Origin of the sequence: Dyadobacter sediminis, from assembly GCF_005860765.1 — a bacterium.
Lineage (GTDB): Bacteria > Bacteroidota > Bacteroidia > Cytophagales > Spirosomataceae > Dyadobacter > Dyadobacter sediminis.
Genome location: NZ_VCEI01000021.1, coordinates 919,481 through 937,261, shown reverse-complemented (window position 1 = coordinate 937,261; position 17,781 = coordinate 919,481). Strand labels below are relative to the sequence as shown.

Here is a 17,781-nt window from a genome sequence, read left to right as displayed (position 1 = left end):
CTATTACATATAAAATCCAGTAAAAGATGATTGCAGATATTTTTATTAAAAGGCCGGTCACAGCAATTGTTTCATCCATTGTGCTGGTCCTTGTGGGTCTGATTGCTCTATCAACCCTGCCCGTTGCACAATATCCGGATGTAACCCCGCCTACTGTAACAGTAAGCGGCAACTTCACCGGTGCGGATGCACAAACGGTTGAACAGACGACGACAACGCCGATCGAAACCCAGATCAACGGTGTGCCGGGCATGACCTACATGTCCAGCAACTCCACGAGCAGCGGACAAAGCAGCATTAACATCACGTTTGATGTCGGAACGGATGTAAACATTGCCGCGCTTGACGTTCAGAACCGTGTGAGTGTGGCCGAGCCTACATTGCCGGACGCCGTTAAACGACTTGGATTAACAGTGCGTAAACGCCAGCCGAGTATCATGCTTGCAATTGCGCTTTACTCACCGAAGGGAACGCACGATGCACAGTTTATAGGAAACTTTGCAAACATTTATCTGAAAGATGCATTGCAGCGGGTAAAAGGTGTTGGTGATATTATTTCACGTGCGGACGATTTTGGTATGCGTATCTGGCTCAATCCGGAAAAACTGGCCAACCTTCGCATGACACCGGCCGATATCTCAGCAGCACTGGCAGAACAAAACCTTCAGGTTGCAGCCGGAACAATCGGCGGAAATCCTCAGCCCAATACGCAGAGTTTTGAATACAGTGTGCTGACGAACAGCCGTCTGAATACAAAAGAACAGTTTGAAGACATCGTCGTAAGGTCATCTCCGGCAGAAGGAAGTGTTGTATACCTTAAAGATGTTGCACGTGTTGAACTTGGAAAATTCGATTACGGCAGCAATGCTTTTGTAAGCGGAAAACCGGCTGCCTTTGTACTGATTTATCAGGCACCGGGTGCAAACGCACTGGATACCTACGAAGGCGTGATCAAAGCATTGTCGGAAATGAAAAAGACGTTTCCGAAGGATATCGATTATGTTATTCCAACGGAAACGGCAACGGTTGTACAGGTATCCATTGAGGAAGTGCTGCATACATTTGCCGAAGCCATGATTCTGGTGGTGATCGTTGTGTTCCTTTTCTTACAGAACTGGAGAGCGACATTGATCCCGATTCTGGCGATTCCGGTTTCATTGATCGGTACGTTTATCTTTTTCATTCCGTTTGGTTTTACGATCAATACGCTTACGCTCTTTGCCTTCGTACTGGCCATCGGGATTGTGGTGGATGATGCCATTGTGGTGGTTGAAGCCGTTCAGCATTATATTGATGAAAAGAAAATGTCGCCGCGCGATGCTACGGTACAGGCAATGAAAGATATTTCCGGCCCTGTAATTGCTATTGCCCTGATCCTTGCGGCTGTGTTTGTTCCGGTAAGTTTTGTTCCGGGGATTGTAGGGCGTCTTTATCAGCAATTTGCCATTACCATTGCCGTTTCCGTTCTTCTTTCCGCATTTGTTGCCCTTTCGCTTACGCCGGCACTTTGTACGATCATGCTGAAACCGTCCAAAGGGGAAGGTGAAAGAAAAAACTGGCTCGAAAAGTTCTTTGACCGTTTCAACCGCTGGTTCGACAAAGTTTCGCATTCCTATACGCGTGGTGTGTCCAAGTGGATCAAAGCAACACCTTTGGTACTGATTATGATGGTTTGTCTTTTTGTAGGACTTTTCTTCCTGTTCAAAAACAAGCCTTCCGGATTTATTCCGGTTGAAGATGAAGGTCGTCTTTTTGTTACGTATGAAATGCAGGAAGCTACTTCCACAACGCGTAACATCGAAATGATCAAGGAAATCATGAAACGCGTTTCTGAAATTCCTGAAGTTAAAGTTGTCGGTGGTTTGGCCGGACTTAACATCATCAGTTTTTCCAACAAGTCGAACGTTGGAACCATGTTTGTCAATCTTAAGCCATGGGCTGAACGTAAAGGTGCCGAACATCATGTACAAGCCGTGATCAAGGAAATCCAGAAACGTACAGGCGACATTAAGGAAGCGCGCGTACTGGCTATTTCGCCACCGGCAATTCCCGGCCTTGGCGCTACTTCCGGATTTACGTTCCAGCTTCAGCAATCGACCAGTACGGACAATATCCAGCAGTTTGAAGCCGTGACGCGCAATTTCATTGCTGCTGTTAACAAGCGTCCTGAAATTGCCATGGCATATACTTTCTTCAATGCAAGAACGCCAAGTTATCAGATCGATGTGGACAGAGACAAGACAAAAAAACTGGGTGTTCAGGTTTCGGACGTATTCAGTTCGCTTTCCACACTGCTGGGTAGCAGTTATGTGAATGATTTTAACCTTTACGGACGTAATTTCCGGGTAATGGTTCAGGCGGACAGCACTTTCCGTTCTTCACTCGACAACATATCCAAATTCTATGTTCGTAACCGCGAAGGAAACATGATTCCGCTGAGTTCGCTGATTACTTCCAAAGTCGTTGAAAACCCGGCTCTGATTTCGCACTATAACATTTATCGTTCGGTAGAAATTAACGGAACTCCAAAACCGGGATACAGTAGCGGACAGGCAATTAATGCGCTTCGTGAGGTTGCCAAAACACTTCCTGCGGGTTATAGTTACGAGTTTTCCGGTATGAGCAGTGAGGAAATCAAGGCCGGCGACAGTACAACAACAATCTTTGCGATTTCAATTGTATTCGTGTTCCTCTTCCTTGCGGCACTTTACGAAAGCTGGTCTATTCCGTTTTCGGTTCTTTTCGCCGTACCGATCGGAGCATTCGGTTCGATCCTGACACTTACGTTTTTACCGAACTTATCCAATAACATTTATGCGCAGATCGGTTTGATCACACTGATTGGTCTTGCTGCAAAAAATGCCATTCTGATTGTGGAATTTGCCAAAGAACGGGTTGATGCCGGAATGGAGGTGGTGAAAGCAACGCTGGAAGCCGTACAGCTTCGTCTCCGCCCGATTATCATGACATCGCTGGCGTTCATTCTTGGGGTTCTTCCGCTGGCTTTTGCAAGCGGCGCAGCAGCCGAATCCCGCAAAACCATTGGCTGGACCGTATTCGGCGGTATGCTTGCGGCTACTTCGCTGGCAATATTTGTAGTGCCGGTACTTTTTGTAGCCATTGAAAAACTGGTGAACGGTAAAAAGTTCAAACAGAAAAGCACGGTAAATCCAGGCAAAGAGCAGGAAGTAGTGGTGTAAGTAAAACGGTTCCATATCAAAGCGGAGTGCAGATCTGGTTTCTGCACTCCGCTTTTTTGTTTAATGGGAAATTTAAAGACGTTCCATGAGCCGGCATCATATTTTATGTTAATAAAAACAAGCTACTAAATTAACTGTACATGTACGTAAAGCAGGTTTTTTCAATCTGGCGGCTTCTGCGAGGAATCTGGCCGGGACTTTTGGTCGTAACGGCTTATGCTGCGCTGGTTTTTCACCTCTACAATGCAAAAAACTGGCATTTTCTTTCTTTTCCTATTTCCATTATCACCATTCTGGGAACGGCACTTTCACTGCTGCTTGGTTTCCGGACCAATTCTGCGTACGACCGTTGGTGGGAAGCGCGGAAAGTTTGGGGCGCCATTGTAAACGACAGTCGGACGCTGGTAAGACAATCGATTTCATTTATTGAAACTTCCAAAGAAGAAAAAGACAAAATCATTTATAATATTGCGCATCTGCAGATTGCGTGGTGCTATGCACTTGCCAATTCGCTCAGAAAGGGGCAGGTTCTCGTTTATGCCGATTTGCATCTGGATCAATCAGAGCATGAGTATGTTGCCAGTCAGGACAATATTCCGAATGCCATTTTAAACCTGCTTCAGTTTAAATTTTCCGAGCTGCATGAAGAAGGAAAGATCAAGACGCTGCTTTTTCAGAATGTGGATCAGACTTTACAGCGGCTCTGCGATGCAATGGGAAAATGTGAACGCATCAAGAATACGGTTTTTCCGACCCAGTACAGCTTTTTTGTCGTACTGGTGATTTTCATTTTCACGCTTGTACTGCCGATGGGCCTTGTGGAAAGCATCGGCAGAATAGCCATTCCGATCACCTTTACCATTTCATTTCTTTTCTTCTACGTCGAATGGATCGCGTATGTCATGCAGAATCCGTTTGAGAACGGTCCGAATGACATTCCGATGACTTCATTGTCAAGAACGATCGAGATAAATCTGCTGGAAATGATCCATGCAGATAAAATTCCGGAAAAAATTCTTCCGAAAAACGGCGTTGTAATGTAAAAAAAGCGGCTTTGCACATACGCTGTACAAAGCCGCCCTGCTTATTTTTAATTCAGATTATTCTGCTTTTACATATGTGTAATACAGTTCCAGTTTTACGCCGGGATCCCCATTGTTCTGATCGCCGATTACAAGCCTGTTTACACTCTGGGAAAATTCCGTCCCTGCATCATAATACTGTGCAGACTTGCCATATGGCGACGTTCTGATCAACAAGCCACCGGTTTGCGCAAAATCACTGCTCACAAGTGATGAAACAAACGAACTCACATCCAGAAGATAAAATTGCTTGTTATTGATCAGATCGGTAAAATAAGAACCGGATACAGCTACTCTTCCATTCAGTTCCGACAGTGGAATTGGAAGTCCGTCGGAACTGCCGATCAGCAGCTCATTGTTTTTATCACACAGATAAACATAAAGCATTGCAGGCGGAGCAGTAAAATTCGAAACAGATGCACGCAAAGGCGTTACCCTCAAAACGGCACGGTTCACAACTGTGAATTTGTTGTACTTCAACTGGTTTATAAAAGGAAAATCAACCCGGGTCATCGTTCCCAGACCGGCCTGAATAAAGGACATATTTCCGGTCTGTGAAGAAGGTAAAGAAATCCTGTGTGTAGCCGGCAACTTTACAAGTTGTGTGCCGGCCCTGTCGGCAAGTATCTGATTATAATTGGCCGTCAGAGATACCGTGCTGGAATCTTTTTTAATCCCGTCTGCATTGGAAACATGATAATGAATCTGCACGTTTGTATTGCCTCTCGTAAATCCTGCTAAAGACCCGTTATCCGTAACAGCAGGCTTTAATACCAAACCTTTCACCAGATTGATCCAGTCATTATTGGAAGTAATCTGATTGTTCTGTGCCTTTGCAAATAGATCCTTTCCTAATACATCCGATAGTTTTATTCTCAGCTGATTGTTTGTTCTTGGCCTGGGAACAACCTTTGCCTGACCAACCGGCACAGCGTCAAATGGCATTGTATTGGCGTTATAGTATGCATTTTTATTCAGAATATCGGATTGCAACTTATGCACACTCAGGTTCATGGCAACGGTCGTATCGCCGTAAGTATATCCATCGTATTTAAGTGAGAGCACCAGGGAATCGTAAACTGCAAGTTCAGGAACCGTCACGGCACCGCTTGTAGTTGTCTGAAAATAGCTGGCAGCCTGGATTTTACCAAAGTAAGGATCAACATAACGTCCGATAAGCATCCGCTCCGAAGCACCGGTCATCATGGAATCCGTTATTACGGAAGAAAGGGCAACCGTGGAGGTATCTGAAAATAAAACTGCAAAATCATCCGGATTAGGCTGAACGAGCGCTTCTATCTGCACATCGGATGTACAGCCTGTTATATAGGCGAACAGACTGAACAAAACCAGAAGTTTAAAAACCGCTGTGGATCTTTTATAAAAAAAGGGATTGAATTTCATTTAATGCAAGAACAGTAAAAAGTGCGAAATTATCATATGTAAACGTAATTACAATATGATTCGGATAAATGGACCAAATTTGTGCATCGGCACTGGAAACATTGCAACAAATGCCGGATTGCAAACGTAATGTCTGAATAACTGCGTGACTGAATTTATAAACAGCACAATGCTTGAAATTCTGTTATCCTGTTTTCTATCAAGCAGACTGTGGTGTCAGTAACAATACGTATCAAAGTGCAATAAAGTGGCAATACCTGAGAAAAAACGTAAATGAGCAGGTTATTATTTCAATAATAATCGTCTTGCAGCGCTTAAAACAACATTGCACAAATACTGTGCGTTAATGGTTGGCAGATCTGCAAACTTTATACAAAAAGTGACATATAATTTTACTTAGCAATATCAAGATGTTATGTTTGCAAAAATTTAAGGTAAAATGCCTGTTTCGGAACGGCAACGTTCATACATATTCTTAATCAATCAAATCTTTTATTATCAATTCTTTTGTATCCATTAGTCAAACCATATTTACATGTTTAATACCTTAAAAAAAGCTTCTTTAGCCCTTCTCGTTGCTTCCACTTCATTGGTTCAGTTTAGCTGTGATAAAGACGATCCGGAAGCTGATAAACAAGGAAACTGGTATAAAACCGGCATTCCAAGTTTCGGCGGATCTGCAAGAACACGTGCCGTTAGTTTTGTCATTAATAATAAAGGTTATATCGGAACCGGTCTGGTCAATGAAATTGTCCCCAGAGTTAAAGATTTCTGGTCGTATGATGCCGGCACCAAAATATGGACGCAGGTTGCTGCATTCGCCGGAACCGGCAGAACGGACGCAGTTGCATTTGTTGTGGGAGGAAAAGCGTATGTTGGAACAGGTTACGACAATGTTACAACGATTGACAACGGCTATAAAAAGGATTTTTACCAGTACGATCCGGCTACGAACAAATGGAAAGCCGTTGCTGATTTCCTTGGCGGAACTCGTCAATATGCGACTTCATTTGTAGTAAATGACCGGGCATATGTCGGATTGGGATATAACGGAAGTAACTTTTATCAGGATTTTTACGAATATAACCCGACGACGGACAAATGGTCTGAGGTCGCTACTTTCACAGGTGGAAAACGCAGAGGTGCCATTTCCTTTACCGTTGGCGGCAATGCATACGTAGGTTTCGGAACCAATAATTCAGGAACAGAAACAAAAGATCTTTACGTATTTGATCCCGCCGGCAATTCAGGAAGCGGAGCATGGTCAAGAACAGAGCATAATGATGATAATTTCCCGACAAGGTCACATGGTTTAGCACTTGTGATCAATGAGAAGGCTTATATAATTGGTGGAAACAACAAATCTGATACTTGGGAATATACACCGGGTGCAAACACTTGGAAAGAAGTTACATCATTTGAAGGTGGAGCAAGAGGATTTGCTGCCGGGTTTTCTATTGGTAACATCGGTTATTTTGGTACCGGAAGCCCGACAGGCTCCAATGGCCTTGACGATTTCTGGGCATTTGATCCGACAGCAGCGGCTAATGATGATGACAATTAATGATCAGAAAATTTAAAAACGTTCTGATTGCAGGTTTGTTAGCCTTCGCATCCATCACTTTTATTTTTACATCCTGTAACGGAAAAAAAGATAAAAATGCTGGGCGCGAAGGCTTTCAGCATTTTAGTGTCAAATCATTCCGGAATGGCACGGGCTGGGGTTACCGGATTTATCAGGATACCGCAGCAGTTATTGAGCAGCCGTTCATTCCCGGAATGGCCGGTAACGTAAGCTTTTCCACGGAAGAACAGGCATTGAAAACGGGGCGCCTTGTGGAGCAAAAACTTGAAAACGGCATCTTCCCTCCCACGGTTACCATGCAGGAACTGGACAGTATGAAAATCAAATACTAGCTCCGCCATGTTTCTTTACTTTTTAACAACGGCATATTCACCCATAACCGGGTAATGATCGGAATGCTTGATTTCATCAAAAGTGGTAAAATCAGCCAGCTGTAACTTGTCGGAACTGTAAAACTGATGATCAATCCGGATGAAGTAAGGCAGGTGATTGAACGTAAACCCGAATCCGTTTCCCTTTTCCTCAAAACTGTTGTTCAGCAGCTTGCGCATACGTCCGTAAACATATCCATATGGAACTTCATTGAAATCACCGCAGACAATAATGGGATAAGGTGAAGCTTTTACCCAGGATTCCAGCGCTTTTACTTCCATGGAACGTCGCGTAAAACCACGCTTCATCTGCCGCAAAGTAGTTTTGCTTTCTTTCTTCACTCCTTCCATTTCCTTCTGGCTTACCAGATTGCCAAGCTGAAGCGTCATGGAATAAAGGTGCAGGGCAATGATCCGGACCGTATCCGATTTTATCTTTATATCCGTCTGGATCATACCATTTTGCGCTTCGAAAATGGTATCCCGGCTGGCAATAATCGGAAATTTGGAAAATACGGCAAGACCTGAATATGCTTTGTTCTGCTGCTTGCGCGCTTTGTTGTAAAACACATAATACTGATATCCTTTCTTGCGAAGCGCATCGTTGACACTGAACAGATTGGTGCTGTTATCGTAATATTCAGGCATACACAAAATATCCGCCTCGCTGTTGCTTACCCACGCTTTCATTTCCCGGATATGCCTTTTCACATAAGGCAGTTTGATATCCGAATCACGCTGGAAAACATGCGTATTATAGTTCATTACTTTAAAAGTCTTTTCATTTTCTGCAACATCAGCTTTGTTATGGCCGAATGCATACGAGCGCGGAAGAAATATACTGCCTGCCAGCAGCATGATCAGTGGCAGAAACGCTTTCCTGGCATCTGCAATGAGCCATACCGGAAGACTGATCATGTGCATCATGATTACAACAGGAAAAGACATCATCATAAAACCGGCAAGCCAGCCGCCAAAAGGAATCCATAAAATCAAGATGTAAATAATCAGAGTATAAAAGGCAAAACATTTATACAGAAACCACAGAAATTTTATTACTCCTTTCATTAAATTAAAATTGATATTTCACAAAAATAGGTGAAGGATATGGATTTGGGGTTAGTATCTTAACTTGTGCAAATGATAAAATATTTTTATCTTTGCAAATAATTCTATTTTGATCAATTGATTGAGGGGGTCTTAAATCCCCTTTTTTATTTGCAGTAAGCCATACATGACAATAAAAGAGCAGTTAGAAGCAATGCTTGCGCCCCTTTTGGATGAAGGCAATTGTTTTCTTGTTGATATAATGATCAAGCCTTCCAAGGCAAGTCAAAGAATAATTATCCTTGCTGACAGTGACGAAGGCATTACCATTCAGCAGTGTACATCCATCAGCAGAAGATTGGCTAAGCAACTGGAAGAGCAGGATTTTTTTTCAGAAGCCTACACACTTGAAGTTTCTTCGCCGGGATTGGACCAGCCTCTTGTTTTACCGCGCCAGTACAAAAAAAATATTGGAAGAAATCTGAAGGTGGCTTTGAAACAGGGCGAGACACTGGCGGGAACGCTGCTGGAATCGGACGATGAAAGCATTACGCTGCAATTGCCGCAGCCAAAAAAGAAGTCGAAGGTTCCTGTTGATGAAAGTGAATTGATCCGCAGAATTTCACTGGAAGATATTTCAAAAGCATTAATCGAGATTTCTTTCAAATAAGTACACTTCAGAGTACATCTGATTTGTAATGAATTATATAATATGTATAACTTAGTATCAGCAAATATTCTATAACATAACAATGGATAGCGGAATATTAATTGAGTCATTTGCGGAGTTCGCCACCTCAAAAAACATTGATCGTCCTACAATGATCAGTGTTTTGGAAGAAGTATTTCGTACCATGATTCGTAAAAAGTACGGAACAGACGATAACTTTGATGTTATTATAAACCCGGAAAGCGGCGATTTGGAAATGTGGCGTACACGCGAAATTGTGGACGATAATTCCGAAGACATCTGGGATTATAACAAAATTCCTCTTTCCGAAGCAAGAAGGATACAAAGTGACTTTGAAGTGGGTGAAGAAGTTGCCGAAGAAGTCAAACTGGTTGAATTCGGCCGCAGACTTGTTCAGACCGCACGTCAGACGCTGATCCAGAAAATCAAGGACATGGAAAAAGAAATCATGTTCGAAAAGTACAAGGATCAGGTTGGCGAAATGATTACCGGTGAAGTTTATCAGACGCTGAGGCATGAAGTAATTATAGTGGATTCGGAAGGAAATGAACTTTCTCTTCCGCGCACCGAGCAGATATCCAAAGACCGTTTCCGCAAAGGTGAATCGGTGAAATCAGTCATACATAAAGTGGAGATGAATAACGGATCTCCGAAGATCACTTTATCCAGAACTTCTCCGGTTTTTCTGGAAAGATTGTTTGAAATTGAAATTCCCGAGATATACGATGGAATTATTTCGGTAAGACGTGTTGTTCGTGAACCAGGGGAACGTGCGAAAGTTGCCGTTGAATCCTACGATGACCGCATTGATCCGGTGGGTGCTTGTGTAGGTATGAAAGGTTCAAGAATCCATTCCATTGTGCGTGAACTTGGCAATGAAAACATCGATGTCATCAATTATACTGACAACCTGGAATTGCTGATCAGCAGAGCATTGAGCCCGGCAAAAGTAAGTTCCATGCAGATCGACCGTGACACAAAGCGCGTTTCGGTGTTTCTCAAACCGGATCAGGTGTCCCTCGCAATCGGTAAAGGCGGGCAGAATATCAAGCTTGCGGGCAAACTGGTCGGAATGGAAATCGATGTTTTCCGGGATATTGAAGAGCATAATGACGAAGACGTCGATCTTACTGAATTCTCGGATGAAATTGACGAGTGGATCATCAGCGAACTGCATAAAATAGGCCTTGATACTGCCAAAAGTGTCCTTGCCCTGAATAAAGAAGAACTTGTCAGAAGAACTGACCTGGAAGAAGCAACCGTGGAAGAAATTCTCGATATTCTTCGAAAAGAATTTGAATAGTAACAACCGGCAAAATTATGCTTGCAGCTGATTTTGCCACAATGCAAAACTTTTTCTACTAATTGCTAATATGGCAGAAGATAAAATGATGCGCCTTAGCCAAGTGGCACGGATCCTGAACGTAGGAATTACTACGATCGTGGATCATCTGTCTGCCAAAGGGTATAAGGTGGAAAGTAATCCAAATACAAAAATAAACTCCGATCAGATTGAATTTCTTGCAAAAGATTTCAAATCTGATGATCTGAAATCATCTCTTTCCTTTAAACCTGCTCCGGTGGAAGCCCCGGCCGAAGTTAAAGAGGACAAGGTAAAAAGCGACGTGGACGGAATTCTTTATTTCAGAAACACCACCTCGAAAGAATCTGAAGAGAAACCGTTTGCTGAAGAAAAAGCGCCGGCACAGCCTGCATTTGAAAACCGTTTGCCTGGGATCAAGGTTGTTGGAAAAATTGATCTGAATGCTAAAAGATCTGCTCCTGCTCCGCAGCCGGAACCTGTACCGCAGCCTGCTGCAGCAGAAGAACCGAAAAAAGCAGAGGATATCAAACCGGAAGTCGTGAAAGCAGTGATTCCGGAACCCGTTATAGAAAACAAAGAAGTGGCTCCGGCTCTGGTTGAACAAAAAGAAGAGGTAAAAGCAGAACCTGCTGCACCTGTTGAACAGAAAATACCGGAACCGAAGACAGAACCGGTTATTGAAAAAGCACCAGAACCAAAAGCCGAAGAATCGAAAGTAACATTGCCCGGAATACAACCTGCAGTTGTGGAAGAGTCTGTCCCGGTGTTGCCGGCTGTTTCGACTCCTGAACCGGTTATTGCAGCTGCCGAACCAGCTCCGGTTGCAGAAGCACCTGCCGCAATCAAGGAAGAACCTAAAACAGCTGCCGCAACGGAAACGCCGGTTGTCAATGAAGTACCTGCTGAAGGAGAACTGATTGAAGCCCGCGGCGAACAATTACGCGGATTAAGGGTTGTCGGTAAAATTGAACTTCCTGCAGATAAAGCGAAGAAAAAAGATCCTGTTGCTTCCAGCAGCGATACAGCAGCAGATAAAAAACGTCGCAGAAAAAGAAAAAGAATTCGTGACGGCGCTACGGTTGGCGGTGAAAATCGTCCGGCAACACCTGCGGCGGCAGCCGGAACACCGGAAGCCAATGCCAATACAGCCAGCAGACCAAAAGAAGCCAATGTTCCGCCTGCTTCCAACAGGTCGGGTAACAGGACCAATACAAATAATACCAATGCCGGAACGGCGACTACGCCTCCGGCTTCGGGTAATACAGGAAATGCCGCACCAAAAACAGGAACGAACCGTCCTGCAGGTGGAGGAAATAATAACAGTAACAATAATCGCCGGGGCGGTAAAAGAGAAGAAGTTTCCGATAAGGAAGTTTCTGATAACATTAAGGCTACGATGGCCCGTATGGGTGGTGGAAACACCAAAAATACGGCTCGTGGAAAAGGCCCGCGCCGTCGTGACCGTGCCGACCAGAATGATCCGAATGGATTGGGCTCGGAAGAAACAAAAGTATTGCGCGTAACCGAATTCGTTTCTGCAAATGACTTGGCTTCATTAATGGACGTCACAGTTCAGGAAGTAATTTCGGTTTGTATGAGCATGGGTATGTTTGTTTCGATTAACCAGCGTCTGGATGCCGAGGCGATTACCTTTATTGCGGATGAATTTGGCTTTGAAGTTGCATTCATATCTGCTGAAGAAGAAGTTCAGAACGATGTTCAGGAGGAAGTGGATGATGAAGAAAGCCTGCAGGAACGTGCACCGATTGTTACCATCATGGGACACGTCGATCATGGTAAAACATCACTTCTGGATTACATACGTCAGGAAAACGTTGCCAGCGGTGAGGCCGGCGGAATTACGCAGCACATCGGTGCGTATAGCGTTAAAACCAAAACTGGAAAACAGGTAACATTCCTGGATACGCCTGGTCACGAAGCATTTACGGCCATGAGGGCGCGTGGTGCCAAAGTTACGGACGTTGTTATTATCGTGATTGCAGCAGACGACAGCGTGATGCCGCAAACACGTGAAGCTATCAATCACGCGCAGGTTGCAGGTGTTCCTATAGTTTTTGCATTCAGTAAGGTAGACAAGCCGGGCGCAAATACTGAAAAGATCCGGGAAGAACTTGCCAACATGAACCTTCTGGTGGAAGAATGGGGCGGTAAATACCAGACTCAGGAAATTTCTTCCAAATCCGGAATGGGTATCGATGAACTTCTGGAAAAAGTATTGCTGGAAGCGGAATTACTTGAATTGAAAGCCAATCCGAATCGCCGTGCAATCGGTACGGTTGTTGAAGCTTCTCTGGATAAAGGCCGCGGATATGTTACTACGATTCTTGTCCAGACCGGAACATTGAAAGTCGGAGACGTAGTCCTGGCGGGTGCGCATTTCGGTAAAGTAAAAGCAATGACGGATTATCTTGGAAGAAGGCTGAAAACAGCCGGTCCATCCATGCCGGTCCAGTTGCTTGGTCTGAGCGGAGCGCCGCAGGCCGGTGATCGTTTCAACGTTTTTGAAAATGAACGTGATGCAAGAGATATCGCAACAAAACGTGAACAGATTCAAAGAGAGCAGTCAATTCGTACCCGCAAGCATATTACGCTGGAAGAAATTGGCCGCCGTAAAGCGATCGGAAGTTTCCGCGAGTTGAACCTGATTGTCAAAGGTGACGTGGATGGATCGGTTGAAGCACTTTCGGATTCCTTACTGCAGCTTTCAACTTCGGAAGTTCAGGTTAATATCATTCACAAGGCAGTCGGTCAGATTTCTGAATCGGATGTGAACCTTGCGATTGCTTCTGATGCGATTATTGTTGGTTTCCAGGTACGTCCTTCGTCCAACGCCAAGAAAATGGCAGAACAGGATCAGATCGAAATACGCCATTACTCGGTTATTTACAACGCAATTGAAGAAATCAAGGACGCCATGACGGGTATGCTTGCTCCGACAATTGAGGAAATCATTACGGGTAACATCGAAATTCGTGAAGTATTCAAGATCAGCCGGATTGGTACCATTGCAGGTTGCTATGTAACAGACGGTTATGTCAAACGAAATAACAAAATCCGTGTGATTCGTGACGGTATCGTGTTGTTTACCGGTGAAATTGACTCACTGAAACGTTACAAAGATGATGTTCAGGAAGTTAGAAATGGTTACGAATGTGGTTTGAGTATCAAGAATTACAATGACATCGAAGTGGGTGACATTATTGAGAGCTTTGAACTGCGTGAAGTAAAAAGAACGCTTTAAGAAAATAGTACAGAAGAAAAATCTTCGTTTAAATAATACAAAAACAGCCTGCACCAAATTGGTAGCAGGCTGTTTTCATTTAATTGCTCTGATAAATCCGTAGGAAGTAGCGGGTTCGAACCGCTGACCTCCGCCCTGTCAAGGCGGCGCTCTGAACCAGCTGAGCTAACCTCCTTTTTTAATTCTTCAATATTAAATCAATTTTCATTACGCTCCAATTCAAAACGGTAAACTTTTCGGGAAGGAATGCGATAAAGTAAAATCAACCCGATCATAAAAATGACCAGCAAAGCCAGAATGCTGTTTCGCATGCTTCCGGTAAGATACTCAACCGTTCCGTAAATAAATGTCCCCATTACAATGGCCAGCTTTTCGGTAACATCGTAAAAACTGAAATAGGAAGCAGTGTCCGGCGTATTTTCCGGAATCAGTTTGGAATAAGTAGAACGTGAAAGCGATTGAATACCGCCCATCACCATCCCTACTGCACATGCCACAAAGTAGAATTCAACGGCTTCGGTCGTGTAATAAGCCGCCGTGCAAATGCCGATCCAGATGGCAACGCCGATCATCAAGGCATGAATGTTCCCGATTTTACCGGAAAGCCATGCAAAAGCAAACGACCCGGCAATTCCGACAATCTGAATCAGCAAGACCGTTATGATCAGGCTCTGCGAAGGCAGTTTCAATTCTGTGGCTCCGAAAATGGTCGCCACGTACATGACTGTTCTTAATCCCATGGTATAAACAAAGAATGCGCTCAAAAACTTGGACAAGAAAGGCTGATGTTTTACCTGGAAAAATACTTTCTTGAGTTCTTCAAAACCGTTAAATACCGGATTGTCAGCCTTACGATTACCAGCGTTGCCGGAAGGTAAATAACGAAAGGGAATCTGTGCAAAAAGCATCCACCAGAGTCCGACGGTGAAAAAGGAAATTCTTGCAGGGAGCGACTTCTGGGTTATGCCATAGAATTCAGGCGCAAGAACCATGCTCAGATTAAATAAAAGCAGCAAAACACTTCCAAGGTAACCCAATGAAAATCCGCGGGCACTGTAACGGTCAAAATTATCCTCCGTAGCAATTTCCGGAAGGTAGGAATCATAAAATACAATACTTCCGCTCCATCCGACCAGACTAAGTCCAAACAGGAAAACAGACGGAATCAGTGTTTCCTTTGTAAAAAAATACAAAAGCATGCAGCTGACCGCGCCCAGATAGCAGAAAAACTGCATAAACCGCTTCTTCTTACCGGTATAATCTGCAATGCCGGTGCATAAAGGAATCAAAAGTGCCGTTATCAGAAATGCAGCGGAAACGGTATAGGAAAAAAGCACTGAACTTTTGATCTGGGCTCCGAAAAAACTGATGTTAGCCGTTCCGGATGCGCTTAATGCTGTAGCGCTGAAATAAACAGGAAAAATACTGGAGACAATAACAAGTGCATGAACCGAATTGGCCCAGTCGTACATACACCAGGCATTTATTATCAAGGGATCGTTTTTCTTCATCAGTGTAAATTTCCTACAAAATAAGAAAAGCGGCAGATTTAATCCGCCGCTTGCTAAACAATTTGCAGAAACACCGTTTCCTCTATTTTATTACCGGTGCAAAAACCATGATCGTTTCTTGATCTACACCATTGACCGGCATTACACTTTTCAGTCTTAGTCTGCTGTTTGTCAGCTCTTCGACCCCGAACGTTCCCGAAAAACCGGATATCTTGATATCCAGCGTTTTATTGTCATTGATCAGATACCATGTTCCCCCGTTAATCACCTGTTTTGAACCCTGATCAATGGCTTTTGTGACGTTATTCTGCAGAAACTGAATGTCCATTACTTCCTTAATTGCTCTTGTCTGCGTATTCAGCTGGTTAATTGAAATGTCATTTCCGGTAAGATCTGTAACCGTTTGCATTCGCCATGGATAATTGATGAGTATTTTATCCTTTTCTGTAAGATCAGGCGTTTCATTCTTCTCGTTATCTTTACTGCATCCCAGCAAAAACATGGTTAAAAATAGTGGTGTAAAAAGCAGCAATCGTCTCATATCTGTTTAATTTATGTTTCAATGCAATTTTATTCAGTTTACCGGCATCCATGTATTCCGGAAATTCAAGTTCTCAGGAAATCCGGTAAAGCATGTTGCAAAGTAACGAATTTGTCCGGTCAATTCTTATGATCCCATTTATGATGATGCGTGTCAGCACTTTTGCAGCTGTTTTTATAATGTTGATAAAATATCCATATGCATTGTTTGCGCAGGATTGTGAACCCGGATATGTACTAACACCGGTTGGCAGCAACAACACTATTGAGTGGTCAAAATTTCCGGAGTTTTCACTTCCGTTCAAAATCATTTACAACGCTCCAAGGTTTGGCGACACGCAGTCACAACCGCTAAAGCATGGTTTCAGCCATCTTGCCACATTCAGCGGAAATGAACCCGGATCTTTAAATCCTGCGAATCGTGCAATCATATGGTACGGCGTGGCTACTTCCAGCGGGAACCAGCCGTGGGCCGATAATATGCTGCGAAGTCCCTGGGGAAATGATACGGCCGCTTACCGGAATTACTGGGATCAGTATGCCGCAACGGTTCCGGATGCGGATATTGTATGCCTGGATATCGAGCGCATGCAGCGGGAAGACCGGGACATTCTGGCACTGAAAACCAATAACCAGATTCCTCAGCAATACCGTAGCCTTTCCGACGCCGATTTTCTTTTTGCCTACAAAAAAGACATGCGATGGTGGTATTCGGAAGCCATAAAGCGGCTGAAAATGAAGTATCCGAATGTGCAGGTTTCCAGTTACAGCGATGTGCCAGTCCGGAATACCTGGCTGAATATTACTTCCAACAGCTGGCAGGACTGGACCACCAATCTTGCAAGAACGCATTATCTTGCGCAGGATGATGCCGGGAAAATCGGTGGCAGTTTTTACAATGCGTTGGATTTTCTGACACCTTCGCCTTACTATTATTATGGTTATGACCATCCGATCGGCAAAGATTATCTGTCTTATCTTCTGTTTAACATAGAGGCTAACACCGCATGGAGTGACAAGCCTGTGATTCCTTTTGTATGGATGCGTGTACATGACAGTTACGATCCGGATACACCGTTTATTTCGTCATTCATGGCGGAGGCAACAGCGATCTTTCCATTCTTTTCCGGCGCAAAGGGACTTTGGCTCTGGGAAAATCCGTTTTTTCCGGGAACACGTCAGGAAAACTATGCGCCGTACGAACATTTTATTCATGGGCTTTACAGATTGTCTGAGTTCAAGGATATGTTTGAAGGAGACTATGAACTTGTCATTCCGCAATCGGCACGCGATCATATGGAACTGCAGAATCCGATCTGGCGAGGCGTTGTAAAAGAAAACAATATTCTGATTGCAGCACAGAACCCGTATGCGGCCGACAATGACCAAACGGAAATTACGGTATTTTATAAAAACTGGTATAAAACCATCAGCTTAAAAGGAAAGCAGGTTTTTCTCTGCAAATTTGACCTGAACGATACGGTAAATGGAACCGAAGCGTTTTTGTCGGAAGTTAACGTATTTGCCAATCCTGTTCAGTATGAGCTGAATGTCGTGCTTACCGGAATAAACGGCGTTACTGAAGTTGACTTTTCATTGCTGAATAAAAGCGGGCAAACCGTTTTGCAAAAGAGCCTTAAAGCTGTAAACGGACAAACCAAAGACATTATAAATCTGCCGAAACTTTCCTCTGGCATATATTTTGCCCGCTTCACAAGTCATACCAAAACGATTATCAAAAAGGTAATTGTTCATCAATAGTAT

The 17,781-nt window shown here is 43.8% G+C and carries 12 protein-coding genes and 1 tRNA gene; 8 read left to right on the top strand and 5 right to left on the bottom strand.

Features of this window, described 5'->3' with window-relative positions; all coding sequences use genetic code 11:
- Positions 1 to 26 precede the first annotated feature (26 nt).
- The gene (locus FEM55_RS11175) at positions 27 to 3,200 is read left to right on the top strand and encodes an efflux RND transporter permease subunit (RefSeq protein WP_138281401.1); all 3,174 of its coding nucleotides are present in this window, start codon (positions 27 to 29) and stop codon (positions 3,198 to 3,200) included.
- A 140-nt stretch (positions 3,201 to 3,340) separates the two neighbouring features.
- Positions 3,341 to 4,243, top strand: a complete 903-nt coding sequence (locus tag FEM55_RS11170; protein WP_138281400.1) for a bestrophin family protein — start codon at positions 3,341 to 3,343, stop codon at positions 4,241 to 4,243.
- A gap of 57 nt (positions 4,244 to 4,300) precedes the next feature.
- On the opposite strand, the gene FEM55_RS11165 is transcribed toward FEM55_RS11170, so the two are convergent.
- Positions 4,301 to 5,686 (bottom strand): DUF4270 family protein, encoded by a 1,386-nt coding sequence (locus FEM55_RS11165; protein ID WP_138281399.1) that lies wholly within the window; start codon positions 5,684 to 5,686, stop codon positions 4,301 to 4,303.
- Positions 5,687 to 6,221: 535 nt separating this feature from the next.
- Between FEM55_RS11165 and FEM55_RS11160 the strand changes: the two genes are divergently transcribed.
- Both FEM55_RS11160 and FEM55_RS11155 read left to right on the top strand, forming a co-directional pair.
- Positions 6,222 to 7,250, top strand: coding sequence for a Kelch repeat-containing protein (locus FEM55_RS11160; RefSeq protein ID WP_138281398.1), 1,029 nt, complete (start codon positions 6,222 to 6,224; stop codon positions 7,248 to 7,250).
- A complete protein-coding gene (locus FEM55_RS11155; protein WP_138281397.1) occupies positions 7,250 to 7,603 on the top strand; it encodes a DUF4907 domain-containing protein in 354 nt (117 codons plus the stop codon). Before FEM55_RS11160 ends, FEM55_RS11155 begins: the two co-directional genes overlap by 1 nt.
- A 15-nt stretch (positions 7,604 to 7,618) precedes the next feature.
- On the opposite strand, the gene FEM55_RS11150 is transcribed toward FEM55_RS11155, so the two are convergent.
- Complete coding sequence (locus FEM55_RS11150; protein ID WP_138281396.1) at positions 7,619 to 8,710, bottom strand: endonuclease/exonuclease/phosphatase family protein; 1,092 nt, start codon at positions 8,708 to 8,710, stop codon at positions 7,619 to 7,621.
- 166 nt (positions 8,711 to 8,876) lie between these two features.
- Here FEM55_RS11150 and rimP point away from each other — a divergent pair, with 166 nt between their 5' ends.
- The 3 genes from rimP (at position 8,877) to infB (ending at position 13,966) form a co-directional block, all read left to right on the top strand.
- Positions 8,877 to 9,359, top strand: a complete 483-nt coding sequence (rimP, locus tag FEM55_RS11145) for a ribosome maturation factor RimP (RefSeq protein ID WP_138281395.1) — start codon at positions 8,877 to 8,879, stop codon at positions 9,357 to 9,359.
- Positions 9,360 to 9,441: 82 nt separating this feature from the next.
- Positions 9,442 to 10,683 carry a transcription termination factor NusA gene (gene nusA / locus FEM55_RS11140; RefSeq protein WP_138281394.1) on the top strand — a complete coding sequence of 414 codons (1,242 nt, stop codon included), beginning with the start codon at positions 9,442 to 9,444 and terminating at the stop codon, positions 10,681 to 10,683.
- A gap of 70 nt (positions 10,684 to 10,753) precedes the next feature.
- Complete coding sequence (gene infB, locus FEM55_RS11135) at positions 10,754 to 13,966, top strand: translation initiation factor IF-2 (RefSeq protein WP_138281393.1); 3,213 nt, start codon at positions 10,754 to 10,756, stop codon at positions 13,964 to 13,966.
- A 100-nt stretch (positions 13,967 to 14,066) separates the two neighbouring features.
- Here the strand turns inward: infB and FEM55_RS11130 are convergent.
- The 3 genes from FEM55_RS11130 to FEM55_RS11120 form a co-directional block, all read right to left on the bottom strand.
- Positions 14,067 to 14,141 (bottom strand) — tRNA-Val (locus tag FEM55_RS11130).
- Between the two features lie 22 nt (positions 14,142 to 14,163).
- Positions 14,164 to 15,477: an MFS transporter gene (locus tag FEM55_RS11125; RefSeq protein ID WP_138281392.1), complete on the bottom strand. Its 1,314-nt coding sequence runs from the start codon at positions 15,475 to 15,477 to the stop codon at positions 14,164 to 14,166.
- A gap of 82 nt (positions 15,478 to 15,559) precedes the next feature.
- Complete coding sequence (locus tag FEM55_RS11120) at positions 15,560 to 16,018, bottom strand: hypothetical protein (RefSeq protein WP_138281391.1); 459 nt, start codon at positions 16,016 to 16,018, stop codon at positions 15,560 to 15,562.
- Between the two features lie 128 nt (positions 16,019 to 16,146).
- On the opposite strand from FEM55_RS11120, the gene FEM55_RS11115 reads away from it, so the two are divergent.
- Positions 16,147 to 17,778, top strand: a complete 1,632-nt coding sequence (locus FEM55_RS11115) for a T9SS type A sorting domain-containing protein (RefSeq protein ID WP_138281390.1) — start codon at positions 16,147 to 16,149, stop codon at positions 17,776 to 17,778.
- The last annotated feature ends 3 nt before the right edge of the window (positions 17,779 to 17,781 follow it).

What these genes read in the sequence shown, in the direction of transcription:
- infB (WP_138281393.1), top strand. Translation starts at nt 10,754, where the DNA reads ATGGCAGAAGATAAAATGATGCGCCTTAGCCAAGTGGCACGGATCCTG.
- FEM55_RS11125 (WP_138281392.1), bottom strand. Translation starts at nt 15,477, where the DNA reads ATGAAGAAAAACGATCCCTTGATAATAAATGCCTGGTGTATGTACGAC.
- FEM55_RS11115 (WP_138281390.1), top strand. Translation starts at nt 16,147, where the DNA reads ATGATCCCATTTATGATGATGCGTGTCAGCACTTTTGCAGCTGTTTTT.
- rimP (WP_138281395.1), top strand. Translation starts at nt 8,877, where the DNA reads ATGACAATAAAAGAGCAGTTAGAAGCAATGCTTGCGCCCCTTTTGGAT.
- FEM55_RS11170 (WP_138281400.1), top strand. Translation starts at nt 3,341, where the DNA reads ATGTACGTAAAGCAGGTTTTTTCAATCTGGCGGCTTCTGCGAGGAATC.
- nusA (WP_138281394.1), top strand. Translation starts at nt 9,442, where the DNA reads ATGGATAGCGGAATATTAATTGAGTCATTTGCGGAGTTCGCCACCTCA.
- FEM55_RS11165 (WP_138281399.1), bottom strand. Translation starts at nt 5,686, where the DNA reads ATGAAATTCAATCCCTTTTTTTATAAAAGATCCACAGCGGTTTTTAAA.
- FEM55_RS11155 (WP_138281397.1), top strand. Translation starts at nt 7,250, where the DNA reads ATGATCAGAAAATTTAAAAACGTTCTGATTGCAGGTTTGTTAGCCTTC.
- FEM55_RS11150 (WP_138281396.1), bottom strand. Translation starts at nt 8,710, where the DNA reads ATGAAAGGAGTAATAAAATTTCTGTGGTTTCTGTATAAATGTTTTGCC.
- FEM55_RS11160 (WP_138281398.1), top strand. Translation starts at nt 6,222, where the DNA reads ATGTTTAATACCTTAAAAAAAGCTTCTTTAGCCCTTCTCGTTGCTTCC.
- FEM55_RS11120 (WP_138281391.1), bottom strand. Translation starts at nt 16,018, where the DNA reads ATGAGACGATTGCTGCTTTTTACACCACTATTTTTAACCATGTTTTTG.
- FEM55_RS11175 (WP_138281401.1), top strand. Translation starts at nt 27, where the DNA reads ATGATTGCAGATATTTTTATTAAAAGGCCGGTCACAGCAATTGTTTCA.